At 69.8% G+C, this 25,810-nt stretch carries 26 protein-coding genes; 18 read left to right on the top strand and 8 right to left on the bottom strand.

All coding sequences use genetic code 11. The features are described 5' to 3' along the window. Window positions 1-107: 107 nt before the first annotated feature. Window positions 108-1,043, top strand: coding sequence for a branched-chain amino acid transaminase (locus BM345_RS25650; RefSeq protein ID WP_093385516.1), 936 nt, complete (start codon window positions 108-110; stop codon window positions 1,041-1,043). An 11-nt stretch (window positions 1,044-1,054) separates the two neighbouring features. Further along, window positions 1,055-1,264 (top strand): zinc-finger domain-containing protein, encoded by a 210-nt coding sequence (locus BM345_RS25655; protein ID WP_093385519.1) that lies wholly within the window; start codon window positions 1,055-1,057, stop codon window positions 1,262-1,264. Here the strand turns inward: BM345_RS25655 and BM345_RS25660 are convergent. The 6 genes from BM345_RS25660 to BM345_RS25685 all read right to left on the bottom strand — a co-directional run bounded on the left by BM345_RS25660 (window position 1,230) and on the right by BM345_RS25685 (window position 8,158). After that, on the bottom strand, window positions 1,230-2,513 hold the full coding sequence (locus BM345_RS25660) for an O-antigen ligase family protein (RefSeq protein WP_093385522.1): 1,284 nt from the start codon (window positions 2,511-2,513) through the stop codon (window positions 1,230-1,232). The genes BM345_RS25655 and BM345_RS25660 overlap by 35 nt on opposite strands. A gap of 162 nt (window positions 2,514-2,675) precedes the next feature. Continuing rightward, window positions 2,676-3,869 carry a sensor histidine kinase gene (locus BM345_RS25665; RefSeq protein WP_093385524.1) on the bottom strand — a complete coding sequence of 398 codons (1,194 nt, stop codon included), beginning with the start codon at window positions 3,867-3,869 and terminating at the stop codon, window positions 2,676-2,678. 10 nt (window positions 3,870-3,879) lie between these two features. Next, window positions 3,880-4,608, bottom strand: a complete 729-nt coding sequence (locus tag BM345_RS25670; RefSeq protein ID WP_093385527.1) for a response regulator — start codon at window positions 4,606-4,608, stop codon at window positions 3,880-3,882. A gap of 97 nt (window positions 4,609-4,705) precedes the next feature. Then, the gene (locus BM345_RS25675) at window positions 4,706-5,521 is read right to left on the bottom strand and encodes a beta-ketoacyl synthase chain length factor (protein ID WP_093385529.1); all 816 of its coding nucleotides are present in this window, start codon (window positions 5,519-5,521) and stop codon (window positions 4,706-4,708) included. Next, window positions 5,518-6,723, bottom strand: a complete 1,206-nt coding sequence (locus tag BM345_RS25680; RefSeq protein WP_175545154.1) for a beta-ketoacyl-[acyl-carrier-protein] synthase family protein — start codon at window positions 6,721-6,723, stop codon at window positions 5,518-5,520. The genes BM345_RS25675 and BM345_RS25680 overlap by 4 nt, the downstream gene beginning before the upstream one ends. Before the next feature lie 43 nt (window positions 6,724-6,766). Beyond that, window positions 6,767-8,158: an AmpG family muropeptide MFS transporter gene (locus BM345_RS25685; protein ID WP_093385532.1), complete on the bottom strand. Its 1,392-nt coding sequence runs from the start codon at window positions 8,156-8,158 to the stop codon at window positions 6,767-6,769. Window positions 8,159-8,194: 36 nt separating this feature from the next. Here BM345_RS25685 and BM345_RS25690 point away from each other — a divergent pair, with 36 nt between their 5' ends. Continuing rightward, the gene (locus tag BM345_RS25690; protein ID WP_093385534.1) at window positions 8,195-9,025 is read left to right on the top strand and encodes a M48 family metallopeptidase; all 831 of its coding nucleotides are present in this window, start codon (window positions 8,195-8,197) and stop codon (window positions 9,023-9,025) included. Window positions 9,026-9,037: 12 nt separating this feature from the next. On the opposite strand, the gene BM345_RS25695 is transcribed toward BM345_RS25690, so the two are convergent. After that, complete coding sequence (locus tag BM345_RS25695) at window positions 9,038-9,751, bottom strand: SDR family oxidoreductase (protein WP_093385537.1); 714 nt, start codon at window positions 9,749-9,751, stop codon at window positions 9,038-9,040. Between the two features lie 99 nt (window positions 9,752-9,850). Between BM345_RS25695 and atzF the strand changes: the two genes are divergently transcribed. From atzF to BM345_RS25770, 15 genes are all read left to right on the top strand, one after another. After that, window positions 9,851-11,569 (top strand): allophanate hydrolase, encoded by a 1,719-nt coding sequence (atzF, locus tag BM345_RS25700; RefSeq protein ID WP_093385677.1) that lies wholly within the window; start codon window positions 9,851-9,853, stop codon window positions 11,567-11,569. 30 nt (window positions 11,570-11,599) lie between these two features. Beyond that, window positions 11,600-12,610 (top strand): ABC transporter substrate-binding protein, encoded by a 1,011-nt coding sequence (locus BM345_RS25705; protein WP_093385539.1) that lies wholly within the window; start codon window positions 11,600-11,602, stop codon window positions 12,608-12,610. A 3-nt stretch (window positions 12,611-12,613) separates the two neighbouring features. Further along, the gene (locus tag BM345_RS25710; protein ID WP_093385542.1) at window positions 12,614-13,453 is read left to right on the top strand and encodes an ABC transporter permease; all 840 of its coding nucleotides are present in this window, start codon (window positions 12,614-12,616) and stop codon (window positions 13,451-13,453) included. Next, window positions 13,450-14,280, top strand: coding sequence for an ABC transporter ATP-binding protein (locus BM345_RS25715; RefSeq protein ID WP_093385544.1), 831 nt, complete (start codon window positions 13,450-13,452; stop codon window positions 14,278-14,280). The genes BM345_RS25710 and BM345_RS25715 overlap by 4 nt, the downstream gene beginning before the upstream one ends. Beyond that, a complete protein-coding gene (locus tag BM345_RS25720) occupies window positions 14,277-14,492 on the top strand; it encodes an AtzG-like protein (protein ID WP_093385547.1) in 216 nt (71 codons plus the stop codon). Before BM345_RS25715 ends, BM345_RS25720 begins: the two co-directional genes overlap by 4 nt. A 127-nt stretch (window positions 14,493-14,619) precedes the next feature. Beyond that, window positions 14,620-16,074, top strand: a complete 1,455-nt coding sequence (locus tag BM345_RS25725) for an AtzE family amidohydrolase (protein ID WP_093385549.1) — start codon at window positions 14,620-14,622, stop codon at window positions 16,072-16,074. Beyond that, window positions 16,071-16,460: an oxalurate catabolism protein HpxZ gene (hpxZ, locus tag BM345_RS25730; protein ID WP_093385552.1), complete on the top strand. Its 390-nt coding sequence runs from the start codon at window positions 16,071-16,073 to the stop codon at window positions 16,458-16,460. The genes BM345_RS25725 and hpxZ overlap by 4 nt, the downstream gene beginning before the upstream one ends. Before the next feature lie 121 nt (window positions 16,461-16,581). After that, window positions 16,582-17,697: a BMP family ABC transporter substrate-binding protein gene (locus tag BM345_RS25735; RefSeq protein WP_093385555.1), complete on the top strand. Its 1,116-nt coding sequence runs from the start codon at window positions 16,582-16,584 to the stop codon at window positions 17,695-17,697. Window positions 17,698-17,722: 25 nt separating this feature from the next. Further along, entirely contained in the window at window positions 17,723-18,796 is a 1,074-nt protein-coding gene (locus tag BM345_RS25740; RefSeq protein WP_093385557.1) for an ABC transporter permease, read from the top strand. After that, window positions 18,793-19,713, top strand: coding sequence for an ABC transporter permease (locus BM345_RS25745; protein WP_093385560.1), 921 nt, complete (start codon window positions 18,793-18,795; stop codon window positions 19,711-19,713). Before BM345_RS25740 ends, BM345_RS25745 begins: the two co-directional genes overlap by 4 nt. Window positions 19,714-19,727: 14 nt before the next feature. After that, complete coding sequence (locus tag BM345_RS25750) at window positions 19,728-20,432, top strand: biuret amidohydrolase (protein WP_093385563.1); 705 nt, start codon at window positions 19,728-19,730, stop codon at window positions 20,430-20,432. After that, window positions 20,429-22,048 (top strand): ABC transporter ATP-binding protein, encoded by a 1,620-nt coding sequence (locus BM345_RS25755; RefSeq protein ID WP_093385565.1) that lies wholly within the window; start codon window positions 20,429-20,431, stop codon window positions 22,046-22,048. The genes BM345_RS25750 and BM345_RS25755 overlap by 4 nt, the downstream gene beginning before the upstream one ends. A gap of 7 nt (window positions 22,049-22,055) precedes the next feature. Beyond that, window positions 22,056-22,736, top strand: coding sequence for a cysteine hydrolase family protein (locus BM345_RS25760; protein WP_175545155.1), 681 nt, complete (start codon window positions 22,056-22,058; stop codon window positions 22,734-22,736). 69 nt (window positions 22,737-22,805) lie between these two features. Beyond that, on the top strand, window positions 22,806-23,480 hold the full coding sequence (locus tag BM345_RS25765) for a GntR family transcriptional regulator (RefSeq protein WP_254790013.1): 675 nt from the start codon (window positions 22,806-22,808) through the stop codon (window positions 23,478-23,480). 14 nt (window positions 23,481-23,494) lie between these two features. Continuing rightward, window positions 23,495-24,991 (top strand): amidohydrolase family protein, encoded by a 1,497-nt coding sequence (locus BM345_RS25770; RefSeq protein ID WP_093385573.1) that lies wholly within the window; start codon window positions 23,495-23,497, stop codon window positions 24,989-24,991. A 6-nt stretch (window positions 24,992-24,997) separates the two neighbouring features. Here the strand turns inward: BM345_RS25770 and BM345_RS25775 are convergent, their stop codons facing one another. Further along, on the bottom strand, window positions 24,998-25,801 hold the full coding sequence (locus BM345_RS25775) for an exodeoxyribonuclease III (RefSeq protein ID WP_093385576.1): 804 nt from the start codon (window positions 25,799-25,801) through the stop codon (window positions 24,998-25,000). Window positions 25,802-25,810: the final 9 nt, after the last annotated feature.

Raw genomic sequence — 25,810 nt, forward strand, 5'->3', positions numbered from 1 at the left:
CTGGCGAGACAGACCGCCATTGTCACAGCCCGGCGCCCCGGGACGCGTCAGGCGCGCGACCGGTAAAATCTGCGCCTTTGCGTTTTCCCCCACCCCAAGGACAAGACATGAGCGCGCTTCCCTCGATGGCCGACCGCGACGGCAAGATCTGGATGGACGGTGAACTCGTGGAATGGCGCGACGCCAAGATCCACGTGCTGAGCCACACGCTGCACTACGGCTGCGGTGCCTTCGAAGGCGTGCGCGCCTACGACACCAAGGACGGCACGGCCATCTTCCGCCTGGAAGAGCACACCGACCGCCTCTTCAACAGCGCCAAGATCCTGCGCATGAAGATCCCCTTCAGCAAGGAACAGCTGAACGAGGCCCAGAAGGCCGTGGTGCGCGAGAACAAGCTCGAGAGCTGCTACCTGCGCCCGCTGGTGTGGATCGGCTCCGAGAAGCTGGGCGTGAGCCCCAAGGGAAACACCATCCACGCGATGGTTGCCGCGTGGCCCTGGGGTGCCTACCTGGGCGAAGAGGGCATGAAGCGCGGCATCCGCGTGAAAACCTCCAGCTACACCCGCCACCACGTCAACATCACCATGACGCAGGCCAAGGCGGTGAGCAACTACAGCAACTCCATCCTGGCCAACATGGAAGCCACGGAAGACGGCTACGACGAGGCCCTGCTGCTGGACGCCACCGGCTTCGTGTCCGAAGGCGCGGGCGAGAACGTCTTCGTCATCAAGGACGGCGTGGTCTACACCCCCGACCTGTCGGCCGGCGCGCTCAACGGCATCACCCGCAACACGGTGCTGCACATCTGCGAGGACCTGGGCATCAAGCTGGTCCAGAAGCGCATCACCCGCGACGAGATCTACATCGCCGACGAGGCTTTCTTCACCGGCACCGCCGCCGAAGTCACGCCCATCCGCGAACTCGACCGCATCGAGATCGGTGCCGGCTCGCGCGGCCCGATCACCGAGAAGATCCAGAGCGCCTTCTTCGACATCGTGAACGGCCGCAATCCCAAGTACGCCAAGTGGCTCAGCAAGGTCTGAGCAATAACAACATGAACGCCAAAGCCGTCGTCGAACTCCTCGCCAAGGACCTCAACTCGCAGGGCGGGGTCTTCTGCCCCAACCCCAAGGCCGACATGAAGCTGTGGAGCGGCCACCCCAAGGTCTACCTGGACGTGGCCCGCCTGGGCGAGGCCAAGTGCCCCTACTGCGGCACCGTCTACCGCCTCAAAGCGGGCGAGGTGGCTGCGGGGCACCACTAGCCGGCGTCCCGCTCTGCAGGATGCCCGAGAAGCGCGGCGGCAAGACGCCGCGCCACGGGCTTCCTTCCTCCTGGGCCAGGCGCAGGCACAGGAAGGTGATCCACAGCAGGCTCAGCCCGATCTGGGCATCGCGCATCGCCGAATTGAGGCTGGCCGCGATCAGCATGGTCAGCATGGCCACGAAGCCGATGCGCCCCGTGAGGTCGGCGCGCCGCCAGCACACCCACACGCCCCACGCCAGGATCAGGAACAGCGTCGCGAAGCCCGGGATGCCGGCTTGCGAGCCCATCCACAGGTAGTCGTTGTGCGGCATGTTCTTGTAGTCGAGCACCTTGGGCGCGCGCTTCTTCCATTCGCTGGTCCAGGCGCCGATGCCCAGGCCGGTGGCGGGTGCGTCCAGCATCATCTCGCCGGTCAGCTTGTACATGTAGTAGCGCGTGACCCAGCTCGCGTCCGATTGCACGCCGGCCTGCGCCTGCTCCAGCTCGGTCACGCCGAGCTCGAACTTGTTCTTGATGGACTGGGGCATCTGCCAGACGCCCAGGCCGGCGATGAGGATGGCCGCGCCCAGCGCCACCAGCAGCCCGCGCGGATGGCGGCGGAACTGGTGGAAGCAGGCGGCGAACACGCAAATCAGCATGGCCAGCAGCGAGGTGCGCGAAGGCAGCGCCAGGCTCACCACGATGGCCATCAGCACCGTCACCGTGAAGGCCGGACCGGCCCAGTGCCAGCGCTGCGCGTCGCTCAGGTGCGCCAGGCCCAGCACCGCTGCGCCGGCGCCGAGGGTGGCGAAAAGCAGCGCGTCGTTGATCGACTTGTTGCCCTGCATGGAGGTGACCGCGCGCCAGATCTGCGCGTCGGGCAGCACGCCCAGGTGGTACAGCACGATCAGCAGCAGCCCCAGCGCCGAAGCCAGCAGGAAGGCCCGCAGCGCCCAGATGCATTCCTCGCGAGACAGCGCCAGCGCCATCAGCATGGTCAGCGCGATGCGGATGCCGTGGAAGAGGTCGAGCCCTGTTTCCTTGTAGTGCGGACGGAATGCCAGCACCACCAGCGTCCAGCCCACGTAGGCGGCGATGGGCCAGAACAGCGGATGCTGGCGCACCCGCGCCGCGCGCTCGCGCCAGCTGCCGCCCACGGCCATGGCGATCATGAGGAACAGGAAGGCGGCGTAGTTGACGCCCACCGGCATGTAGACCACGAAGCCCCAGAAGGCGGCCGCATGGCGAGCAAGACGAGTACGGAACATGGGCCGCGATTCTAGGCAAGCGCCCCGCAGCAGGAACATCAGGTGAATTCTTCGCCAGCCCCGCACCGCGGAACCGGCTCTGCCGGGCCGCAGGTGAGGTCCCCTCCTCGGGAGGTGGCGAACTACACGCAGCGAAGCGAAGTGAGAAGCCGGGAGGCTCGTCTACCGCGGCAGCGTGATGACGAAGCTGGCGCCGCCGCCCGGGCGGCTTTCGCAGCGCACGGAGCCGCCGTGGCGCTCGGCGATGGACTTCACCAGCGCCAGGCCCAGGCCCACGCCGCCTTCGCGCTCGCTGGCGCCGGGCAGGCGGTAGAAGGGCTCGAAGATGCGATCGCGCAGGGCGGGCGGAACGCCCGGGCCGCGGTCATTCACCACCACCTTGGCCTGCGGGCCCTCGGTCTGCAGTTCCAGGCTGATGTCGTTGCCGCCGTAGCGGCGAGCGTTCTCCAGCAGGTTGCGGATGGCGCGGCGCAGCAGGCGCGGCACGCCGCGCACCGTGAGCGCGCTGGCATCGGTGCCTTCGCTCAGTTCCAGCTCGGCGTTGGTGCGGGCGCATTCCTCGGCCGCCAGGCCCACCAGCTCCACGCTTTCCACCGTGCCCATGTCGGCCTCGCGCGCATCGAGCCGGCTGGCCAGCAGGATCTCGTCGATGAGCTGGTCCAGCTCGGCGATGTTGCGCGTGATCTCGGTACGCGTGAGTTCGCTGGGATGCTGGCCCATCAGCTCCACCGCCATGCGGATGCGGGTGAGCGGCGAGCGCAGCTCGTGGCTGGCATTGGCCAGCAGCGACTTGTGCGAGCGCACCAGGGTCTCGATGCGCGCGGCCGACTCGTTGAAGCGCTCGGCCAGGTCGGCCACCTCGTCCTCGCCGTCCTGCGGCACGCGGGCGGACAAGTCGCCCTCGCCCCAGCGCTGCACGCTGCGCTGGAGCACTTCCAGCCGCTTGGTCATGCGCCGCACGATGGGATAGACGCCCAGCGCCACCGCCATGCCCACCAGCACGATCAGCCAGCCCGGGCCGTAGGGCGTGCGCCACCAGGGCGGCGGCGTGCGGCGGCCGTCGGGGCCGGGGATGTCCTCGCGGCGGGCCATCTGCAGGCTCAGCTTGCGGCCGTCGTCCAGGGTCACGTCGAACTCGATGCCCTTGCCGGGCACGCGCAGGGCGCTGCCGCTGCCGATCTCGCGGTCGTTGTCGTCCAGCACCACCACCGAGCGCGGCACGTTCGCGACCCGCTCGCGTTCGTTCTCGACCGCGATGCGCATCAGCCAGCTGGCCGTGAGGGTGAGCACGACGACGCCGCCGGCCACGGCCAGCCAGATGCGCACGTAGAAATGGCGCGAGTACGGGTTGAACATGGCCGGCGCCCTAGTCCTGCTGCTTGGCGAAGACGTAGCCCACGCCGCGCACGGTGAGGATGCGCTTGGGGTTCTTCACGTCGGCCTCGATGGCCGCGCGGATGCGGCCCATGTGCACGTCGATGGAGCGGTCGAAGGCTTCCAGCTCGCGGCCGCGCACGGCTTCCATGATCTGGTCGCGCGTGAGCACGCGGCCGGCGCGCTCGGCCATGGCCACCAGCAGGTCGAACTGGTAGGAAGTCAGCTCGACCTCGTTGCCGGTCACCGTCACGCTGCGGGCGTTGCGGTCGATCTCCAGCGAGCCGAAGCGCAGCACCTCGGCCGCGGGCGCCTCGCTGGCGGGCGCGCCGTCGCCGCGGCGGCGCAGCACCGCGCGGATGCGCGCCAGCAATTCGCGCGGCTCGAAGGGCTTGGGCAGGTAGTCGTCCGCGCCGATCTCCAGGCCGATGATGCGGTCCATCGGGTCGCCCTTGGCCGTCAGCATCAGCACCGGCACCTTGGCCTGTGCGCCGGGCAGGGCGCGGATGCGGCGGCACACGTCCAGCCCGTCGGTGTCCGGCAGCATCAGGTCGAGGATGACCAGGTCGGGCGCCTTGTCCTGCAGGGCCGCCATGCCGCTGGCCCCGTCGCCCGCGTGGGCCACGGCCATGCCGGACTGCGTGAGGTACTCGCCGACCATCTTCGCCAGGCGCAGGTCGTCTTCGATCATCAGGAGCTGTGGGGTACTCATCCTGGGCATGGTCAGGCCTCCCCGGCAAGCGGGATTGAATGCTTTGTAAAGTTGCGTAAAGGAGGCCACGCCAGGTGGCTGGCGCGCCTTCCTTTCGGGGTGGGCCTCAGGCCAGCGGACGCAGCGACAGGCGCAGCGCCAGGCGGGCCGACAGCGGCATCGCCAGTTGCGCCTCGCCGCCGCGGGCCAGCGCCTCGAACAGCGGCAGTGCGTCGGCCAGGCTGTTGCCCCGGACGGCGCGCGCCGCGTCGGACTGCAGCGCCACCGGCTCGGCCGGGCCCTCGGCCAGCGACCAGTCGAAGGCAGCCAGCGAACGCTCGCTGCGCTGCGGCGAGATCACGATGGCCGCGGCCAGCATGCCCTCGCTGTGCACGGCCGAGGCCAGCGGGCCCACGGCCTGCACGTCGAAGCCGGTGAGCAGCACGGCCTGCTGGTCGCAGGCGCATTGGGCGGCGGCCTCCAGCAGGCCGGCGGCGAAGGTGGCCTCGAAGGAAGCCACCGAGTTGCTCGACGCCATGCAGCCGGTGCCGATGGTCCAGTAGCCCACCGCCGCGTTGTGCACCGAGTTGTGGAATTTGGTGGGCGAGAGCAGCGTGGGCTCGCTGGCGAGCGTGGCGCACATGTAGTCGTTGATGGCCAGGTCGCCATGCGCCGAGGCGAAGATGCAGGGCAGGTCGGCGGCCTGACGGCCGGCGGCGGCCACCGAGGCGGCCGCCACTTCGAGCGCGATGGCCACGGAGTCGGGCGCGCGGCGGCGCTCGGCCGGGGCCAGCACCTGCGGCGCGGGGCGCTTCGCCGGCGGATCGACCGGCGCGCCCTCGCCGCGGAAGGCGGCGCGGGCGACGTCCCAGCTGGGCAGGGTGGGCGCCCAGAAGGCTGGGCCCTCGATGTAGAGCGTGGGGGTCGTGGCGTTCGAACTCATGCGGCGGCTCCCTGGCCGAAGATCAGGGCGCAGTTGTTGCCGCCGAAACCGAAGGAATTGCTCAGCGCGTGGCGCACGGCGCCGCGCGCGCCCTGCAGGCGCACCTGCGGGCCGCAGTCGGCATCGAGCTCGCTGCTGTTGATGGTGCCGGGCATCCAGCCGGTTTCCAGCGCCAGCAGGCTGATGACTGCCTCCACGATGCCGGCCGCGCCCAGCGTGTGGCCGGTGAAGCCCTTGGTCGAGCTGGCGTGGGTGCTGGCCGGGAAGCGACGAGCCACCAGGCCGGCTTCGACCTCGTCGTTCTTGGTGCTCGCCGTGCCGTGCAGGTTGATGTAGTCGATGGCGTCGGTGGACAGGCCCGCGCGGGCCAGGGCGTCGTCGAGCGCGCGCTCGGCGCCCAGGCCCTGGGGGTGCGGCGTGGACATGTGGTGGGCGTCGCTGGCCTCGCCGTAGCCCAGCAGCAGCGGCGCGCCGGCGGCGCCCGCATCGGCGCGCTCCAGCAAGGCGTAGCCGGCCGCCTCGCCCAGGCTGATGCCGTCGCGCTGCGCATCGAAGGGGCGGCAGGGCGCGGAGGAGACCAGCTCCAGCGAGTTGAAGCCGAACAGCACGCTGCCGCACAGCGTGTCGACCCCGCCCACCACGGCCGCATCGGCCAGGCCCAGGCGGATCAGCCGCTCGGCCGACGCGAAGGCCTTGGCGCTGGAGGAGCAGGCGGTGGAGATGGTCTCGCAGGGCCCTTCCAGGCCCAGCGCGTCCTGCACGAACATGCCCAGCGAATGGGGGGTGTGCACCAGCGGTCGGCGCTGCGCCGGCTGGAAGCGGCCTTCGGCGTCGACCTGCGTGTAGGCCTCCTCGGTCTCGCCGATGGCGGAGGTGGAGGTGCCCAGGATCAGGGCCACGCGGCTCGCGCCGTAGCGCGAGCGCGCGGTGGCCACCGACTCGAGGAAGCCGTCGGCCTGCAGGCCCAGCCACGCCAGGCGGTTGTTGCGGCAGTCCCAGCGGGACAGGTGTTCGGGCAACTTCAGGGACTCGAGGCCGTCGACGCGGCCGATGAAGGTGGGCAGCGGCGCGTCGCCGAAGTCGTTGGCGCGCAGGCCGCTGCGCGCGGTTTGAAGGGCATCGGCCAGGGCCGTCTTGCCCACGCCCACGGCCGTGGTGGCGGTGTAGGCGCTGATGCGAAGGGGAGGAATGGGAGAGGGCACTGGAGGAATGGGAAAACGAAGGACGAAAGGCTGTTTGTAGCAGCTAGCGGGTGGGCGCCGGATCGGGCAATGCCGAATGGCCCTTGCCGGTGCTGCGCAGCGCCAGCGCCACCAGCACCACCACCGGCAGGCCCAGCGCGGCGGTGGCATTGAAGAAGGCGGCGTAGCCGAAGTGGTCGACGAATTCGCCCGAATAGCCCGCGATGTACTTGGGCAGCAGCAGCATCATCGAGCTGAACAGGGCGTACTGCGTGGCCGAGTAGTTCACGTTGGTGAGGCTGGAGAGGTAGCCGACGAACGCGGCCGAAGCGATGCCGCCGGCCAGGTTGTCGGCCGACACCACCGCAATCAGGCCGCGAAGGTCGTGTCCCTGCCCGGCCAGCCAGGCGAACAGCAGGTTGCTGGCCGCGCTGAGCACCGCGCCGAGCATCAGGATGCGGGCGACGCCGAAGCGGGCCGACAGCACGCCGCCCACGAAGGCGCCCACCAGCGTCATGATCACGCCGAACACCTTGCTGACCGAAGCCACCTCGTCCTTGGTGTAGCCCATGTCCACGTAGAAAGGGTTGGCCATGATGCCCATCACCACGTCGCTGATGCGGTAGACGGCGATCAGCGACAGGATCAGCACCGCCTGCCAGCGGTAGCGGCGCACGAAGTCGGCGAAGGGCTCCACCAGCACGTCCTGCAGCCATTCGCGGGCATTGCGGGGCGCGGGCAGTTCGCGCCGCTGCGGCTCTGGCGAGAGCAATACCGCCAGCACGCCCACCACCATCGACGCGGCCATGGCCAGGTAGGCCACCTTCCAGGCGCCGTTCTGGTAGCCGCCCATGCCGCTCACCTCGGCCCGCGCCGCGATCCACAGCACGCCGGCGCCGGCCCAGATCATGGCCACGCGGTAGCCGGTCTGGTAGGCCGCGGCCAGGGCGGCCTGCTTGTCGGTGGCGGCGGACTCGATGCGGTAGGCATCCAGCGCGATGTCCTGCGTGGCCGAGCCGAAGGCCACCACGAGCGCGCACCACACCAGCGGCTCCAGGCGGGTGCTCGGATCGATGAGCGCCATGCCGGCCAGGCCGGCGATCACGATGGCCTGGGCCAGCAAAAGCCAGCCGCGCCGGCGGCCCAGCAGGGTGGTGAGCGGTGGCAAGGGCAAGCGGTCCACCAGCGGCGCCCATGCCCATTTGAAGGCGTACATCAGGCCCACCCAGCTCAGGTAGCCGATGGCCGCCCGGTCGATGCCGGCCTCGCGCAGCCTGAAACCCAGGGTGCCCAGCACCAGCAGCAGCGGCAGGCCGGCGGAGAAGCCCAGGGCCAGCATGCGCAGCGTGGCCGGCTCGCGGTAGACGGCCAGGGCTTCGCGCCAGGAGCGGGCGGGCGGGGCGGATTCCGGGGCAGGGGCGTTGGACGGCTCGGCGCCCTTGGAGGGGAAATGCATGCAGACAGTGAGGTGGGCTGTCCTTATTATTCCCGCATGTGTCTGAACTGCCACTTTTCTTCCGGGCGCCTGAACCCCCGTCGCGCCTTCCTGCTGGCCGCCGGTGCCGGCCTGGCGGCGCCCGCGCTTGCGCAGGTGAGCGTGGGCGCGCCATCAGCGGCGCGCAACATCGTGCCGGCCGAGAACCTGGAGCAGGCCGGCGCGCAGCAGTACGCGCAGCTGCTGGCGCAGGCGAAGCAGAAAGGCGCCCTGGCGCCCGACGGCAACGCGCAGCTCAAGCGCCTGCGCGCCATCGCGGCGCGCATCATTCCCTTCGCGCCGCAATGGAACCCGCGCGCCGCGCAATGGAAATGGGAAGTCAACCTGATCGGCAGCAAGCAGATCAACGCCTTCTGCATGCCCGGCGGCAAGATCGCCTTCTACACCGGCATCCTCGACCAGCTGCAGCTCACCGACGACGAGGTCGCCATGGTGATGGGCCACGAGGTGGCGCACGCGCTGCGCGAGCATGCGCGCGAGCAGCTGGCCAAGAGCACCGGCACCGGCCTGGCGCTGTCCATCGGCGCGCAGCTGCTGGGCCTGGGCCAGATGGGCGACCTGGCCGCCCGCGGTGCCACGCAACTGCTGACGCTGCAGTTCAGCCGCACCGACGAATCCGAGGCCGACCTGGTCGGCCTGGAGTTGGCCGCCCGCGCCGGCTTCAACCCGCGCGCCTCCGTCACCCTGTGGCAGAAGATGGGCCGCGCCAGCAAGGACAGCGGCGGCACCAGCTTCCTCTCGACCCACCCCAGCGGGCCGGACCGCATCCGCAACCTGGAAGCGAACATCCCCAAGGTCGAGGGGCTGTACCAGTCGGCGAAGCGCTAGGCCGACGCCGACTCACACGTGGCGGGTGATCCCGCCATCCACGCGGATGTTCTGCCCGGTGATGTAGCCCGCATCGTCCGAGAGCAGGAAGGCGGCGGTCTTCGCGATCTCCTCGACCTTGCCCAGCCGCGCCATCGGCACGGCCTGCGCGATCTCCGGCTTGTGGGCCAGGCTGTCGACATAACCCGGCAGCAGCGCGTTCATGCGGATGTTGTTGGCCGCGTAGCGGTCGGCGTAGAGCTTGGTGAAGGCGCCCACCGCCGCGCGGTACACGCATGACACCGGGAATTTCGGCGAGGGCTCGAAGGCCGCGAAGGTGGTGATGTTGACGAAGGCGCCCCGGCCCTGGGCCAGCATCAGCGGCGTCACCAGCCGGGCCATGCGCTGCACCGACAGCACCATCATGTCGTTGCCCAGCATCCAGCTCTCGTCGGCAATGTCCAGCAGCTCGCCCTTGGGCGGATGGCCGGTGTGGTTGACCACGGCGTCCACGCGGCCGAAGGCCTGCACCGTGCCCTCCACCAGGCGCTGCAGGTCCTCGAGCCTGGCGACCGAGCCGCTGACGCCGAAGCCGCCCAGTTCCTTGGCGAGGGCCTCGGCGCTGCCCGACGGTGACATCAGCGCGAGCTTGTAGCCGCGCGCATGCAGCTCGCGCGCAATGGCCGCGCCAATGCCGCGCCCGGCGGCGGTGACGATGGCGACGGGGGCGTTGTCCTGTGTGTTCATGGGTGCTTCTTTCTGTTGCTGATGTCGCAGCGCGATCAGACCGCGCAGCTTGGCACATTGTTTGCAATGCATCTTGTACACAAGACAGGATGCTTGATGATGGTGCACGGTTTCGACGCAGCGGCAGACACGACGGCCCAGGAGCAAAGCGGCCCCGAGGCCGCATGGATCACCCGCCTCGGTACGCCGCTGCAGGGCGCGTCCAACGGCGCGCTGGCCGGGCTGGTGTTCGCGGCCAAGGACAACATCGACGTGGGCGGCCTGCCCACCACTGCGGCCTGTCCGGCCTTCGCACGCACCGCCCCGGCGCATGCGCATGTGGTGCAGCGGCTGCTCGATGCCGGTGCGGCACTGGCGGGCAAGACCAACCTGGACCAGTTCGCCTGCGGCCTCAACGGCACCCGTTCGCCCTACGGCGCGGTGCCCAACAGCTTCGATGCCAGCTTCGTGTCGGGTGGCTCCAGCTCGGGTTCGGCCTACGTGGTGGCCACCGGGCAGGTGGACTTCGCGCTGGGCACCGACACGGCCGGTTCGGGCCGAGTGCCGGCGGGGCTGAACAACATCGTGGGGCTCAAGCCTTCCAAGGGACTCATCAGCGCACGCGGCGTGGTGCCGGCGGCGCAAAGCGTCGACTGCGTCTCCATCTTCGCGCGCACGGTGCAGGTGGCGGTGCAGGTGCTGCGCGCGGCCATGGGCTTCGATGCGCAGGATCCCTTCTCGCGATCGCTTGCTCTCGAGCGTGAGCCCTTCGGCCCGCGCTTCCGGTTCGGCGTGCCTTCCGAGCTGCAGTTCTTCGGCGACGAGCAGGCCGCGCAGGCCTTCGTGCAAGCCATCGAGAAGCTCCAGGCCCTGGGCGGCGCGCCCGTGCAGATCGACTACGAGCCGCTGGCCCAGGCCGCCGAGCTGCTCTACGACAGCGCGCTGGTCGCCGAGCGCTATGCGGCGGTGCGCGGCTTCTTCGACGAGCACGAAGCCGAAGTGATGGAGCCGGTGCGCAGCATTCTCGCCAGCGGCCGCCGCTACGACGCGGCCGACCTGGTCGATGCGCAGGCCCGGCTGCGCGCACTGGCGCAGCAGGCCGCGCCCATGTGGGAGGACATCGACGTGCTGCTGCTGCCCACCGCGCCCACGCACTACCGGATCGACGCCATGCGCGCCGACCCGGTACAGCTCAACAAGAACCTGGGCGCCTACACCAACTTCGTCAACCTGCTGGACTACGCGGCGCTGTCGGTGCCCAGCAGCCTGCGGCCCGACGGGCTGCCCTTCGGCATCACGCTGGTGGGGCCCTGCGGCAGCGACCTGCAGCTGGCCGAACTGGGGCAGCGCTACCACCACGCCAGCGGCCTCGCGCAGGGCGCGACCGGCGAGCCCCTGCCGCCGCCTGCCGATCTGGGCCTGTCCAGGCCGGCCACCGTGAAGGTGGCGGTGGTGGGCGCGCACCTGTCGGGCATGCCGCTCAACGGCCAGCTCGTGGAGCGCGGCGCGCAGTTGCTGGAGAAGACCCACACCGCCTCGCAGTACAGGCTGTACGCCTTGCCCGGCACCGTGCCGCCCAAGCCCGGCCTGGTCCGCGTGCCGCCGTCCGAAGGGGCTGCGATCGCGGTGGAGGTCTGGCAGATGCCGCTGGCGCACTACGGCAGCTTCGTCGCGCTCATTCCGGCGCCATTGGGCATCGGCACCCTGCAGCTGGCCGACGGCAGCAGCGTGCAGGGCTTCGTCTGCGAGGCGCTCGCCACCGAGGGGGCCACCGACATCACCCACCTGGGCGGCTGGCGCCGCTACATCGAATCGCGGCAGCCGATCGCTGCCGCCTGAATCCGCCATCTCTCACGAGGAGCTTCCACCATGAAACGCACGACGACCCCATCCCAAGCCCCATCGAGCCAACGCCGCCAGCTGCTGCAGGCGGGCGCCGCAGGCCTTGCCGTGCTGGCCGCCCCGGCCATCGTGCGCGCCCAGGCCGCGGTCAAGGTGCGCGTGGGCTATTGGCCGATCGCCGCCGGCCTGCCCTTCTACGCGGCGGTGGAGCAGGGCTACTTCAAGGCGGCCGGCGTCGACGTGGAAGTGCAGCGCTACGCCGGCGCGCAGCAGATCATGGAAGCCATGCTCGCCGAGCGCTGCGACGGCAGCGCCAACGGCACCGGCTCGGCCAACATCGCCATCGGCGAGATTGCCGCGCCGGGCAGCTTCAAGATCTTCTGCTCCAACCCCAGCAACGTGAAGAACGTGCTCGACCAGGTGCTGGTGCCCACCGCCAGCACGGCGAAGGTGATGGCCGACCTGAAGGGCAAGCGCGTCGCCTCGGGCCCCGGCATCCAGAACGTGACGCTTGCCAAGGCGGTGCTGGAACGCGGCGGCGCCACCGGCGCCACGGTGGTGGAGCTGCCCATCGGCCAGCACGTGGCGGCGCTCGCCGCGGGCCAGGTCGACGGGTGCTACACGCTGGAGCCCACCGGCACCATCGGACGGCTCAACGGCTCCACCCGCGTGCTGGAGTCCGGCGTGATCGCGAAGTACGTGCTGGGCGACCCGATGGCGCCCTGGTTCGGCGGCTCGGCCTCGCTCACCTCGGCCTTCATCAAGAAGAACCCCGAGGCGGCGAAGAAGTACATCGGCGCCTACGCACAGGGCGTGCAGTATGTGCGCAGCAAGCCGACCGAGGCGCGCCAGTACCTCAAGGGCTACACCGCCATCGAGGGCCCGCTCACCGGCGAGGTGCCGCTGGCCGCCTACACGCTCTACAACGAGTTCACGCCGCAGGACGTGGCGCACTTCCAGAAGTTCTTCGACCTGTTCGCCGAGAAGGGCATCTTCTCCTCGCGGCTGATGGTCGACAGCATGCTCTACAAGGGGTAGGCCGTGGCTGACTCCGCACAGCAAGCCCCCGCCGCGCCCTGGTCGCCGCCCGCAGCGGGCGCCGCTGGCGCACCCGCGGCGCCGCGCCCCTCGCCCTGGCTCAAGGGCCTGCCCTTCATCGGGCCGGTGCTGCTCTTCATCGTGTGGGACCTGGCGGTGCGACTGGGGCTCGTCAAGGCCATCCTGCTGCCGCCGCCGGCCGACACCATCGCCACGCTCATCACCGGCCTGGCGGGTGGTTCCCTGCTGCTCGACTTCGCCGTCACGGTGTGGCGCACCCTGCAGGCCTTTCTCATCGCGGCCCTGGTCGGCGTTCCGCTGGGCGTGCTGCTGGGCAGCAACGAGAAGGCGTACCGCAGCGTGGAGTTTTTGATCGACTTCTTCCGCTCCACGCCCTCGTCGGCGCTCATTCCGCTCTTCCTCATGATCTTCGGCGTGAGCGACGTCAACAAGGTGGCCATCGCCGCCTTCGGCGCGTTGCTCATCGTGGTCTTCAACAGCGCCTACGGCGTGATGAACGCGCGCAAGCAGCGCGTCATGGCGGCCAAGGTGATGGGCGCCTCGCGCTGGCAGATCTTCCGCGACGTGCTGGTGTGGGAAAGCCTGCAGCCCACCTTCGTGGGCCTGCGCTCGGCCGTCTCGATGGCACTGGTGATCGTGATCGTGGCCGAGATGTTCATCGGCTCGGATTCGGGGCTGGGCCACCGCATCATCAACTCGCAGCAGGTGATGAACGTGCGCGACATGTACGCCTCGATCCTGGCGGCCGGCGCGCTGGGCTATGCACTGAACATCCTCTTCCTCGTGGCCGAGCGCCGCATCGTGCACTGGAGCGGACGATGAGAAGCGTCGACAACGTCATCAACGGCCCGGTGTTCGCCGACGTGCCCAAGGCGGCCTTCGTGCCGGGCCCGGCGGGCACGCACATCACCATCCGCGGGCTCACCAAGTACTTCGCCGGCTGGCCGCTGTACGAGAACTTCGACCTGGACATCCCGAAGAACCGCATCGTCTCGGTGTTCGGGCCCAACGGATGCGGCAAGAGCACGCTGATCAACATGATCGCCGGGCTCGTCCCCATCGATTCGGGCGAGATCCTGTTCGACGGCAAGTCGCTCAAGGACACCAAGATCGGCTACGTGTTCCAGAACTACCGCGAGGCGATGTTCCCGTGGATGCGCACCATCGACAACATCGCCTACCCGCTCAAGCTGGAAGGTCGCAGCAAGGCGCAGGTGGACCGGCGCATGGAAGAGCTGGTGGCCTCCTTCGACGTGAAGTTCGACCTCAAGCGATTTCCCTATGAGCTCTCGGGCGGGCAGCAGCAGACCGCTTCGATCATGCGGGCGCTGGCACCCGAGCCGGAGGTGTTGTTCCTCGACGAGCCTTTCTCGGCCCTGGACTTCGAGATGACCCTCTTCATCCGCGAGAAGCTGCAGGAAGTGTTCATGCAGACCGGCACCACCATGCTGCTGGTCTCGCACGACCTGGAAGAAGCGGTGTACCTGGCCGACCAGGTGCTGCTGCTCACCAAGCGGCCCACGCGCGTGGCCGAGATCCTGCCCTACGGCGATGCCCGGCCGCGCACGGTGGAGACGCTCAGCGAGCCCGGCTTCGTCGCCACCAAGAAGCGCAGCCTGGAGATCTTCCAGCGCGAGGTGCGCCGATGAGCCTGCGTCCCGAGCAGATCGAAGCCTTCGTCGACGCCAGCGCCGCTGCGCTGGAGCTGAACCTGCGGCCCGAGCACCGCGAGGGCGTGCTGCGCTACTTCGCGCTCGCGGCCGACATGGCGGCGCTGCTGGACGCGGTGCCGCTGGACCCGCACGTGGAACCGGCGGTCAACTTCGCGCCGGTGCCGCCAGGCAGGCGCCACGCGGAATGAGCGCCGCGCCGGGCCGCCCCAAGCAAGCTCGCACCGCAGTGCGAAGCACGAAGGTACTCGGAATGAACTCCGCGCCGGGCTGCCCCAAGCAAGCTCGCACCGCAGTGCGAAGCACGGAGGTATTCGAATGAACGCGGCCACCGATCTCCTGCGCCAGAGCGCCGCCACCATGGCCGGCGCGGTGCGCGCGGGCAACGTGAGCGCCGGCGCGCTGGCGCAGGCCTCGTTCGCCCGAATCGAGGCCACCGACGACCGCGTCAACGCCTTCACCGCGCGCACGCAGCAGCGCGCCTTGCAACGTGCAGCGGCGCTGGACGCACAACTGGCGGCCGGGGGCGAAGCGGCCCAGGCCCTGCGCGCGCTGCCGCTGCTGGGCGTGCCTTTCGCGGTGAAGAACCTGTTCGACATCGAGGGACTGCCCACGCTGGCCGGCTCCAAGATCGAGCAGGACAGTCCGCCGGCCCGGCTCGACGCCGTGCTGGTGCAGCGCCTGGAAGCCGCGGGCGCGGTGCTGGTGGGCGCGCTCAACATGGACGAGTACGCCTACGGCTTCACCACCGAGAACAGCCACGTGGGGCCGGCGCGCAATCCGCACGACCTCACGCGCATCGCCGGCGGCTCGTCCGGCGGTTCCGGTGCGGCGGTGGCGGCCGGGCAGGTGCCGCTCACGCTGGGCTCGGACACCAATGGCTCCATCCGCGTGCCCGCCTCGCTGTGCGGCGTGTTCGGCCTCAAGCCCACCTTCGGGCGGCTGCCGCGCACGGGCAGCTATCCCTTCGTGTCCAGCCTGGACCACCTCGGGCCCTTCGCGCGTTCGGCGCGCGACCTGGCACTCGCCTACGACGCCATGCAAGGCCCGGAGACGGGCCCCGTGCGCGACCCCGGCTGCCTGCAGCGAGCGGTCGAGCCGGTGGCGCCGCTGCTGGCGAAGAACACGAGCGGATTGCGCATCGGCGTGCTGGGCGGCTACTTCCGCGCCCGTGCCACGCCCCAGGCCCTGGCCGCGGTGGACCGTGTCGCGGCGGCGCTGGGTGCCGCCGAGACGGTGGAACTGCCGATGGTGCAGGCCGGCCGCGCGGCCGCCTTCCTCATCACCAATTCCGAAGGCGCGGCCCTGCACCTGCAGGACCTGCGCACCCGGCCGCAGGATTTCGAGCCGCTGTCGCGCGACCGCTTCCTGGCCGGCACGCTGATTCCGGCCGCGTGGACGGTACGGGCCCAGCGGGTGCGACGCCTTTATGCCGAGAGCGTGGCCCGCGTCTTCGAGCGCTACGACGTGCTGCTGGCACCGGCCACGCCCTGTGCCGCCACGCCCATCGGCGCCGAGCATTTCGAGATCGGCGGGCAGCGCCTGCCGGTGCGACCCAACATGGGCGTGCTGACGCAGCCCATCTCCTGCATCGGCCTGCCTGTGTGCGCGGTGCCCGTGTGGGGCAGCGAGGAACGCCGGTCGCCGTTGCCCATCGGCGTGCAGGTCATCGCCGCGCCCTGGCGCGAGGACCTGGTGCTGCGCGTGGCCGCCGCGCTGGAAGCGGCCGGCGTGGCCCATGCGCCCGTGGCCGAACCTGGAGCCCGCGCATGATCGACGAGAAGACCGACATCGACATCCCCGAAGTGCTGGCCGAGGTGACGGCCGCCTTCGCGCGCTACGAGGACGCGCTGGTCAACAACAAGGTCGAGGTGCTCGACGAGCTGTTCTGGGCCAACCCCCGCACGCTGCGCTACGGCGCCAGCGAGAACCTCTACGGCTACGAAGCCATCCAGGCCTTTCGCGCCTCACGACCCCCGCAGGGGCTGGCGCGCGAGGTGCTGCGCACCGCCATCACCACCTACGGCCGCGACTTCGCCCACACCGCCATCGAGTTCCGCCGCACGGGCGGCACGCGCGACGGCCGCCAGACCCAGACCTGGGCGCGCACTGCGCAAGGTTGGCGCGTGGTGGCGGCGCACGTGAGCCTGATCGGCTGAAACCGCACCGCCTTGATGCGCAGAGCCTGCCGACAAGGCCCTTTTTCTGCGGCACGCTTTATGCATCCTGTCTTGTATCCAAGATCAGAACTCGTCAGCCAACCCTAGTTCGGAGAGCACCATGCAGATCAAAGTCAATCGCCGCGACTCCATCAAGTCCATCGCCGCACTCGGCGCAGCTGGCACCCTGGGCGGATGGAGCGCCCTGGCGCAGGCGCAGGCCAAGCCCCTCACCGTGGGCGTGATCTACGTCGGCCCGCGCGACGACTACGGCTACAACCAGGCGCAGGCCATGGCGGCGGCCGAGCTGAAGAAGCTTCCGGGCGTCAAGCTGGTCGAGGAAGAGAACGTGCCCGAGACCGCGGCCGTCCAGAAGACCATGACCGGCATGATCTCGCAGGACGGCGCCAAGCTGCTCTTCCCCACTTCCTTCGGCTACTTCGACCCGCACATCCTCGCGCTGGCGCCCAAGAACCCCGACGTGCGATTCGCCCACTGCGGCGGCCTGTGGTCCGAGGGCAAGCCCAAGAACGTCGGCAGCTTCTTCGGCTACATCGACGAGTGCCAGTACCTCAACGGCGTCATCGCCGGGCACATGAGCAAGAGCAAGAAGATCGGCTTCATCGCGGCCAAGCCGATTCCGCAGGTGCTGCGCAACATCAACGCCTTCACCATGGGTGCGCGCTCGGTGGACCCGTCCATCACCACCGCGGTGATCTTCACCGGCGACTGGTCCATGCCCGTGAAGGAAGCCGAGGCCACCAACAGCCTGGCCGACCAGGGCGTGGACGTGTTCACCATGCACGTGGACGGCCCCAAGGTCATCGTCGAGACGGCGGCCAAGCGCGGCAAGATGGTCTGCGGCTACCACGCCAGCCAGGCCAAGCTCGCGCCCAATGCCTACCTCACCGGCGCCGAGTGGAACTGGATCACCGCCTACAAGACCATTCTGGATGCGGCGCAGACGGGCAAGCCCCATCCCAACTTCCTGCGCGGCGGCCTGAAGGAAGGCTACGTGAAGATGTCCGCCTACGGCCCGATGGTGCCCGAGGCCGCACGCAAGAACGCCGACGACATCAAGGCCAAGATGGTCGCGGGCAGCTTCGACATCTTCAAGGGCGGCCTCAAGGACAACAAGGGTGCGGTCGTGGTGCCGGCGGGCAAGTCCTTCAAGCAGACCGACGTCGAGCTCGAGAAGATGAACTACCTGGTCGAAGGCGTCGTCGGGACCCTCTGAGGCACGGCGCTTCACAAGGTGTGACATGCGTGATTCGCTGCGCGAATTCACCCTGCCGGTGGCCGCCATCGCGGCGGCGCTGCTGCTGTTCGGGCTGCTGGTGTCCTTCACTGGCGTCAGCCCGCTCGAAGTCTGGTTCATCCTCTTCAAGGGCGCGTTCGGCGACTGGTTCTCCTGGCAGAACACGCTGCAGCGCGCCGCGCCGCTGATGCTCACCGCCTTGTGCGTGGCCATTCCGGCGCGCGCGGGGCTGGTGGTGATCGGCGGCGAGGGGGCACTGGTGCTGGGCGGCCTGGCCTGCGCTGCGGTGGCGCACGCGCTGCCGCTGCCCTTCAACTTCGTGGGCACCGCCATCGCCTGCCTGGCGGGGGCGGTCGCCGGCGCGGCGTGGATCGCGCTGGCCGGCTGGCTGCGCCAGTACCGCGGCATCAACGAGACCATCAGCAGCCTGCTGCTGGCCTACATCGCCATCGGCATCTTCAAGCACCTGGTCGAAGGCGTGCTGCGCGACCCGGCCAGCCTCAACAAGCCCTCGACCTACTCGCTGGACGCGGGCCTGCTCATCGGCGGCATCGCGGGCTCGGACGTGCACTGGGGGCTGGTGATCGGCATCGTGGCCTGCATCGCGCTGGGCTTCTGGCTGCGCGCCACGGCCTCGGGCTTCTCGGTGCGGGTGGTGGGCGGCAACCCGCGCACCGCGCAACTGGTGGGCCTGCCAGCCAGCAAGCTCATCATCGGTGCCTGTGCCGTCGGCGGCGCCTGCGCCGGCATCGCCGGCGCGGTGGAGGTGGCGGCGGTGCACACCAATGCCAATGCCTCGCTGATCGCGGGCTACGGCTACGCGGGCATCCTGGTGGCCTTCATCGCGCGGCACAACCCGCTGGCCATCATCCCGGTGGCCATCCTCTTCGGCGGCTTCGGCGCGGCGGGCAGCATGCTGCAGCGGCGGCTGGGGCTGCCCGATGCGTCGGTGATGGTGCTGCAGGGCATCGCCTTCGTGCTCATCCTGGCGAGCGAAGGCCTGCGCGCGGTGGATTGGAAGCGCGTGGGCGCGCAGCGGCTGCAGCGCCTGCGCCTGTTGCAGAAGGCGCCCACATGACGGCCGACCAGTGGATCGCCCTGGTCGCCGGCATCGTCGGCGGTGCCCTGCGCGTGGGCGCGCCCTTCCTGTTCGTGAGCCTGGGCGAATGCCTCACCGAGAAGTCGGGGCGCATCAACCTGGGCCTGGAAGGCGTGCTGGTGCTCTCGGCCATGGCCTCCTTCGGCGGCGCCTACCTCACCGGCTCGGCCTGGCTGGGCGTGCTGATCGGCGCCGGCGCGGGTGCCTTGCTGGCGCTGCTGCACGGGCTGCTGTGCTCCATCGAGCGGGTCAACGACGTGGCCACCGGCATCGCACTGATGCTGCTGGGCACCGGCCTGGCCTTCTACCTGGGCAAGCCGCTGATCCAGCCGCAGGCGCCGCAGATCCCCGCCATTCCACTGGGCGACTGGAGCAGCAACGCCGCCGTGCGCGCCGCGCTGCAGGTCAACGCCCTGGTGCCCATCGGCATCGCGCTGGCCGTGCTGATGTGGTGGGCCTTCGCGCGCACGCGCTTCGGGCTGCTGGTGCGGCTGGCGGGCGATTCGGCTTCTGCCGCGCGGGCGCTGGGCTACTCGGTCTCGGGCATCCGCATCGCGGCCACCACCGCGGGCGGCTTCATCGCGGGGCTGGGCGGCGCGTCGCTCACGCTCTTCTACCCCGGCAGCTGGAACGAAGGCATCAGCAGCGGCCAGGGCCTGATCGCGGTGGCGCTGGTGATCTTCGCGCGCTGGAGTCCGCTGCGCTGCGTGGGCGCGGCACTGCTCTTCGGCGGCGCCGGTGCCATCGGGCCGGCGCTGCAGTCCGTGGGCGTCGGCTGGGGCTACCACCTGTTCAACACCGTGCCCTATGTGCTGACCCTGGTGATCCTGTACCTGAGCTGCCAGCCCGGCAAGGTCGCCGCGGGCAGCCCGGGCGAACTCTCTTCCGTCCGCTGAGCGAGAAGCCAAGCATGAAGACCGAACGCTACGTCGACGCCAACCCCTACCCCTGGCCCTACAACGGGGCGCTGCGGCCGGACAACACCGCCCTGGTCGTCATCGACATGCAGACCGACTTCTGCGGCAAGGGTGGCTACGTGGATGTGATGGGCTACGACCTGTCGCTGACGCAGGCGCCCATCGAGCCGATCCGCAAGCTGTTGGCGGTGATGCGTGCCCAGGGCTTCCACATCATCCACACCCGGGAAGGCCATCGGCCCGACCTGGCGGACCTGCCGGCCAACAAGCGATGGCGCTCGCGGCAGATCGGCGCCGACGGCGTGGGCATCGGCGACGACGGGCCCTGCGGGCGCATCCTGGTGCGCGGCGAGCCCGGATGGGAAATCATCCCGGCGCTGGCGCCGCTGCCGGGCGAAGTGGTCATCGACAAGCCGGGCAAGGGCTCCTTCTACGCCACCGACCTGGAACTGGTGCTGCACACCCGCGGCATCCAGAACATCGTGCTCACCGGCATCACCACCGACGTGTGCGTGCACACCACGATGCGCGATGCCAACGACCGCGGCTTCGAATGCCTGCTGCTGTCGGACTGCACCGCGGCCACCGACCCTGCCAACCACCTGGCGGCGCTGAAGATGATCACCATGCAGGGCGGCGTGTTCGGTGCGCATGCGATCTCGCACGCGCTCATCGCCACGCTGGAGGCCGCCGCATGATCGCCCCGCTGGACCCGCATCCGCGCGAGAGCGGCGCACTGGCGCTGGACACCTACGAACTGACCAAGCGCTTCGGCAGCTTCACCGCGCTGGACCACGTGACCATGCGCGTGGAGCCTGGCAGCGTGCATGCCCTGCTGGGCGAGAACGGCGCGGGCAAGAGCACGCTGGTGAAGTGCGTGGCCGGCTTCCAGGTGGCGGAGGAGGGCAGCATCCTCGTCGACGGGCGCGAGCAGGCCATCGCCAACCCCATCGTGGCGCGTGCCCTGGGCATCGGCATGGTCTACCAGCACTTCACGCTGGCGCCGGGCATGACGGTGGCCGAGAACCTGCTGCTGGCCGGCGGCCAGACGCCGGCCGTGATCGACTGGAAGGCCAAGCGCGCCGAGCTCAAGGACTTCCTGGCCACCACGCCCTTCAGCCTGGACCTGGATGCACGGCCGGCCGAGCTGGCGGCCGGCGAGAAGCAGAAGCTGGAACTGCTCAAGCAGCTCTACCTGAAGCCGCGCCTTTTGATCCTGGACGAGCCCACCTCGGTGCTCACGCCCCAGGAAGCCGACGAGGTGCTGGGCCACGTGCGCGACTTCGCCCGCAGCGGCCTGTGCAGCGTGCTCATCATCACCCACAAGTTCCGCGAAGTGATGCAGTACGCCGACGGCGTCACCGTGCTGAGGCGGGGCAAGGCGGTGCACCACTGCAGCGTGGCGAGCACGCAGCCGGCGCAGCTGGCGGCGGCCATGATGGGCGAGGCGGCCAGCTCGCCGCAGGTGGCGGCGGAGGCCTCCTCGTCGCGCATCCCGCGGGTGCCTGTTCCGTCTGCCGCGCCAGTCGCCTTGAAGGTGGAAGGCCTGCGTGCCCTGGGCGACCGCGGCACGCTGGCCGTGCACGACCTGAACCTGCAGGTGCGCGCCGGCGAGATCCTGGGCGTGGCCGGTGTTTCCGGCAACGGGCAGCGCGAACTGGTCGAGGCGCTGGTGGGCCAGCGCATGCGCCTGGGTGGCCGCGTGCAGGTCAACGGCCAGCCCTACCTTGCACGACGCGAAGAGAACCGCCGATTGAAAGTGCGCAGCCTGCCCGAGGAGCCGCTGCGCAACGCCTGCGTCGGCGATCTCAGCGTGGCCGAGAACATGGCACTGCGCGACTTCGACGTGGCGCCGCTGTCGGCGGGCGGCGTACTGCGCTTTCCGGCCTGGCGCAGCCGTGCACGCGACTGGATCAAGGAATACGGCGTCAAGACCCAGGGCGAGGACGCGCCGATCCGCAGCCTCTCGGGTGGCAACGTGCAGCGCGCGGTGCTGGCGCGCGAGCTGGCCGGCGAGATCGCGGTGCTGATCGCGGCCAACCCGGTGTTCGGCCTGGACTTCGCGGCGGTGGCGGAGATCCATTCGCGCCTTCTTGACGTGCGCGCCCGCGGCGGCGCGGTGCTGCTCATCAGCGAGGACCTGGACGAGTTGCTGGAGCTGGCCGACTGCATCGTGGTGATGAGCGAAGGCCGCATCGTCTTCGAGACGCCGGCCGCCGGCGCGCAGCGCCACGTGCTGGGCGCGCACATGGGCGGCGGCGACCATGCCGCCCACGCGAGTCCGGCGTCGGCCCCCATTCCCATGGCCGCATGAGGTGCGCATGACGACAAGGCAATTGCAAGTCGACGCCCAGCCCTTCGTCTTCGACTGCGAGGTGCAGCGCACCGCGCTGGTCATCATCGACATGCAGCGCGACTTCATCGAGCCCGGCGGCTTCGGCGAGAGCCTGGGCAACGACGTGGCGCTGCTGGCTGCCATCGTGCCGGCCTGCCAGGCGGTACTGGCCGCTTGGCGCGAGGCCGGCGGCATGGTGGTGCACACCCGCGAGTCGCATCGCCCCGACCTGGCCGACTGCCCGCCGGCCAAGCGCAACCGGGGCAACCCGCGGCTGCGCATCGGCGACCCCGGGCCCATGGGCCGCATCCTCGTGGCCGGCGAGCCGGGCAACCAGATCATCGACGCGCTCAAGCCCGCGGTGATGGAGACGGTGATCGACAAGCCCGGCAAGGGCGCCTTCTATGCCACGCCGCTGCAGGCGAAGCTGCAGGAGCGATCGATCCGCAAGCTGCTCTTCATGGGCGTGACCACCGAGGTCTGCGTGCAGACCAGCATGCGCGAGGCCAACGACCGCGGCTACGATAGCCTGCTGCTGGAAGACTGCACCGAAAGCTATTTCCCGCAGTTCAAGGCGGCCACGCTGGAGATGGTGCGGGCCCAGGGCGGCATCGTGGGCTGGACTACACCGAGCAGCAGCTTGCTGTCGGCCATGGGCAAAGCCTAAGATTTGCCCGTGTCCGTCGTCCGACCCCCTTCCTCCAAGCGTTCCGCCACGCCACCAGCCGAAGCCGCCGTGTTCCGCACGCGCGCAGACGAGGTCTACGCGCAGCTCAAGCGCGACGTCGCCGAGTTCCGCCTGGTGCCCGGCGACCGATTCACCGAGAACGAGATCAGCGAGCGCCTGAACGTCTCGCGCACGCCGGTGCGCCAGGCCCTGTTCAGGCTGCAGCAGGAAGGCTTCGTCGAGGTGCTGTTCCGCAGCGGCTGGCGCGTGCTGCCCTTCGACTTCGACCAGTTCGAGCAGCTCTACGACCTGCGCATGGTGCTGGAGACCACCGCCGTCCACCGCCTGTGCGAGGGCGACCATCGCGTCGACCGTGGCCTGCTGGATGCGCTGGCCGCGATCTGGCTGGTGCCGGCGGCGCAGCGCAGCGCCGACACGGTGCAGGTCGCGCAATGGGACGAGGAGTTCCACTGCGCCCTCGTGGCCGCCGCCGGCAACCAGGAGATGGCGCGCATCCACCGCGACGTCACCGAGCGCATCCGCATCATCCGCCGCCTGGACTTCACTATGCAGCGGCGCGTGGACGCCACCTACGACGAGCACGCCAAGATCCTCAAGGCCATCCGCGCCAACCGCGGCGACCAGGCCGCCATGCTGCTGCGCGCCCACATCGAGACCAGCCAGGCCGAGGTGCGCAAGATCACGCTGCACCAGGTGCACATGGCGCGGCACGCGGCGGGCTGAGGCATGCTTCGCGCATGAGCACTGCCATCGACTGCGCCTGGCTCCTCGCCGAGCCGGGCACCCGTCCCGCACAGGCCCGCATGCGCATCGCCATCGGCGCGGACGGCCGCATCGCCTCGGTCGCGCCCAGCGGCGCGAACGCCGGCGGCCCGCGGCGGCTGGTGCTGCCGGCCCTGGCCAATGCGCACGACCATGGGCGAACTTTCCGCAATTCCACGCTGGGCGCATGCGGGCATCCGCTGGAGAGCTGGCTGTTCTTCCAGGGCCTCGCGCCGGGCGTCGATCCGTACCTGTGCGCGGCCACCTCCTTCTCGCGCTCGCTGCGCCAGGGTGTGGCGAATCTCATGGTGCACTACACGCGCGTGCAGGGCGTGGTGCCTTATGTGGAAGAGGCGAGGGCGGTCGCGCGCGCGGCGCATGACGTGGGCGTGCGCATCGGCTTCGCCATCGCCATGCGCGACCGCCATGGGATGGGCTACGGACCGGACGAGTCCGTGCTGCCCTCGCTGCGCCCGGAGATCCGCGACGAGGTGGCGCGCCGGCTGTCGGTGAAGCCGGTGGCGCCGGCGCAGCAGGTCGCGCTGGTCGACGAAGTGGCAGAGGCCATCGAGGCCGACGGCCATGCCGACCACGCCACGGTTCAGTATGGCCCGACGGCAGTGCACTGGTGCAGCACGCCGCTGCTGGAAGCCATCGCCCGCGCCTGTGCCGACAGCGGCCGGCCCGTGCACATGCACCTGCTCGAAACACCTTACCAGCGCGCCTGGGCCGACCAGAACCACCCGGGCGGCATCGTGAAGTTCCTGGACGACATCGGCTTGCTTACGCCACGTCTGACGCTGGCGCACTGCGTCCACGCGCGCCCGGAGGAGCTGGCGCTCATCGCCGAGCGCGGCGCCACCATCGCGGTCAACACCAGCTCCAACCTGGGCCTGCGCTCGGGCATCGCGCCGCTGGCCGAGATGCTGCGCCAGGGCTGCCGCGTGGCCATGGGCCTGGATGGCGGTGCGCTGGACGAGGACGACGACGCGCTGCGCGAGATGCGCCTGGCGTGGTCGCTGCACCGCGGCTGGGGCTTCGAGCAGCGCATGAGCGTGGACCAGCTCTGGGGCTTCGCATCGCGCAACGGCCCGCGCAGCGTTCGCGGCGCCACGCGCGTCGATCCGCTGGCGGGCAGCATCGTGCCCGGTGCACCGGCGGACCTGCTGGTGCTCGACTGGGACGACATCGACGACGAGCACCTGTTCGACGAGGTCGACCCGCTGCAGCAGTTTCTGGCGCGCGCCACCGGCCGGCACATCGCGAAGGTCATCGTCGGCGGCCGCAGCGTGGTGCAGGGCGGACGCGTGCTTGGCGTGGACGAGCCGGCCTTAGTGGCCGAACTGCTGGCACGCACGCGCACCGCGCTCGCGGCCAACCCGGCGCATGCGGACTGGCGCGCGGCAGTGCGCGCCATGGCCGAGGACCTCGGCCCGCTCTACCTGCGCAGCGCCTTCGCGGGCTGCGCCTGAGCTGCCTCAGATCGTGAAGTCGTAGTCCACCGTGATCGGCGCGTGGTCGCTGAACTTGATGGTCTTGAAGATCTCTTCGTTGCGCGCCAGCTTGGCGAAGGCCGGCGTCGCCAGGTGGTAGTCCAGCCGCCAGCCCACGTTCTTCGCATAGGCCTGGCCGCGGTTGCTCCACCAGGTGTAGCAGGCGTCGGTGGTGTCGGGCTTGAGCATCCGGTACACGTCCACCAGGCCTGCGCCCTCGGCGCCGGCGTCGAGCAGGCGCGTCATCCAGGCGCGCTCCTCGGGCAGGAAGCCGCTGTTCTTCTTGTTGCCCTTCCAGTTCTTCAGGTCGGCTTCCTGGTGGGCAATGTTGATGTCGCCGCACAGCACGAACTCGCGCTCGCGCTTGAGCCGCTGCAGGTGCGGGAAGAAGCCGGCCAGGAAGCGGAACTTGGCCGCCTGCCGTTCCTCGCCCGAGGAGCCGCTGGGGAAGTAGCAGCTGATCACCGAGAACTTGCGCTTGGGGGTGTCGAAGCGCAACTCCAGGTAGCGGCCTTCGGCATCGAACTCCCTGTCTCCCCAGCCCACCGCGATGTCGCTGGGGGCGTGCTTGGTGTAGACGGCGGTGCCGGCGTAGCCCTTCTTCTCGGCGAAATGGAAGTGGGCCTTCAAGCCGGCCATTTCCTCGAAGCGGCCTTCGATGTCGCTGGCCTGCACGCGGATTTCCTGCATGCAGATGCAGTCGGGTGCGCGTTGCGCGACCCAGTCGGCAACGCCCTTGGTGGTGGCCGAACGCAGGCCGTTGAGATTGAGGCTGGTGAGTGTGAACACGTTTTTTCG

It is taken from the genome of Variovorax sp. OV329, from assembly GCF_900114785.1.
Taxonomy (GTDB): domain Bacteria; phylum Pseudomonadota; class Gammaproteobacteria; order Burkholderiales; family Burkholderiaceae_C; genus Variovorax.

Bases quoted from the DNA above. Each gene is read 5' to 3' on its own strand.
- BM345_RS25760 (WP_175545155.1), top strand. From the start codon at position 22,056: ATGACGACAAGGCAATTGCAAGTCGACGCCCAGCCCTTCGTCTTCGAC.
- hpxZ (WP_093385552.1), top strand. From the start codon at position 16,071: ATGATCGACGAGAAGACCGACATCGACATCCCCGAAGTGCTGGCCGAG.
- BM345_RS25690 (WP_093385534.1), top strand. From the start codon at position 8,195: ATGTGTCTGAACTGCCACTTTTCTTCCGGGCGCCTGAACCCCCGTCGC.
- BM345_RS25685 (WP_093385532.1), bottom strand. From the start codon at position 8,158: ATGCATTTCCCCTCCAAGGGCGCCGAGCCGTCCAACGCCCCTGCCCCG.
- BM345_RS25705 (WP_093385539.1), top strand. From the start codon at position 11,600: ATGAAACGCACGACGACCCCATCCCAAGCCCCATCGAGCCAACGCCGC.
- BM345_RS25665 (WP_093385524.1), bottom strand. From the start codon at position 3,869: ATGTTCAACCCGTACTCGCGCCATTTCTACGTGCGCATCTGGCTGGCC.
- BM345_RS25735 (WP_093385555.1), top strand. From the start codon at position 16,582: ATGCAGATCAAAGTCAATCGCCGCGACTCCATCAAGTCCATCGCCGCA.
- BM345_RS25755 (WP_093385565.1), top strand. From the start codon at position 20,429: ATGATCGCCCCGCTGGACCCGCATCCGCGCGAGAGCGGCGCACTGGCG.
- BM345_RS25675 (WP_093385529.1), bottom strand. From the start codon at position 5,521: ATGAGTTCGAACGCCACGACCCCCACGCTCTACATCGAGGGCCCAGCC.
- BM345_RS25715 (WP_093385544.1), top strand. From the start codon at position 13,450: ATGAGAAGCGTCGACAACGTCATCAACGGCCCGGTGTTCGCCGACGTG.
- BM345_RS25725 (WP_093385549.1), top strand. From the start codon at position 14,620: ATGAACGCGGCCACCGATCTCCTGCGCCAGAGCGCCGCCACCATGGCC.
- BM345_RS25695 (WP_093385537.1), bottom strand. From the start codon at position 9,751: ATGAACACACAGGACAACGCCCCCGTCGCCATCGTCACCGCCGCCGGG.
- BM345_RS25740 (WP_093385557.1), top strand. From the start codon at position 17,723: ATGCGTGATTCGCTGCGCGAATTCACCCTGCCGGTGGCCGCCATCGCG.
- BM345_RS25750 (WP_093385563.1), top strand. From the start codon at position 19,728: ATGAAGACCGAACGCTACGTCGACGCCAACCCCTACCCCTGGCCCTAC.
- BM345_RS25770 (WP_093385573.1), top strand. From the start codon at position 23,495: ATGAGCACTGCCATCGACTGCGCCTGGCTCCTCGCCGAGCCGGGCACC.
- BM345_RS25670 (WP_093385527.1), bottom strand. From the start codon at position 4,608: ATGCCCAGGATGAGTACCCCACAGCTCCTGATGATCGAAGACGACCTG.
- atzF (WP_093385677.1), top strand. From the start codon at position 9,851: ATGGTGCACGGTTTCGACGCAGCGGCAGACACGACGGCCCAGGAGCAA.
- BM345_RS25720 (WP_093385547.1), top strand. From the start codon at position 14,277: ATGAGCCTGCGTCCCGAGCAGATCGAAGCCTTCGTCGACGCCAGCGCC.
- BM345_RS25660 (WP_093385522.1), bottom strand. From the start codon at position 2,513: ATGTTCCGTACTCGTCTTGCTCGCCATGCGGCCGCCTTCTGGGGCTTC.
- BM345_RS25655 (WP_093385519.1), top strand. From the start codon at position 1,055: ATGAACGCCAAAGCCGTCGTCGAACTCCTCGCCAAGGACCTCAACTCG.
- BM345_RS25745 (WP_093385560.1), top strand. From the start codon at position 18,793: ATGACGGCCGACCAGTGGATCGCCCTGGTCGCCGGCATCGTCGGCGGT.
- BM345_RS25650 (WP_093385516.1), top strand. From the start codon at position 108: ATGAGCGCGCTTCCCTCGATGGCCGACCGCGACGGCAAGATCTGGATG.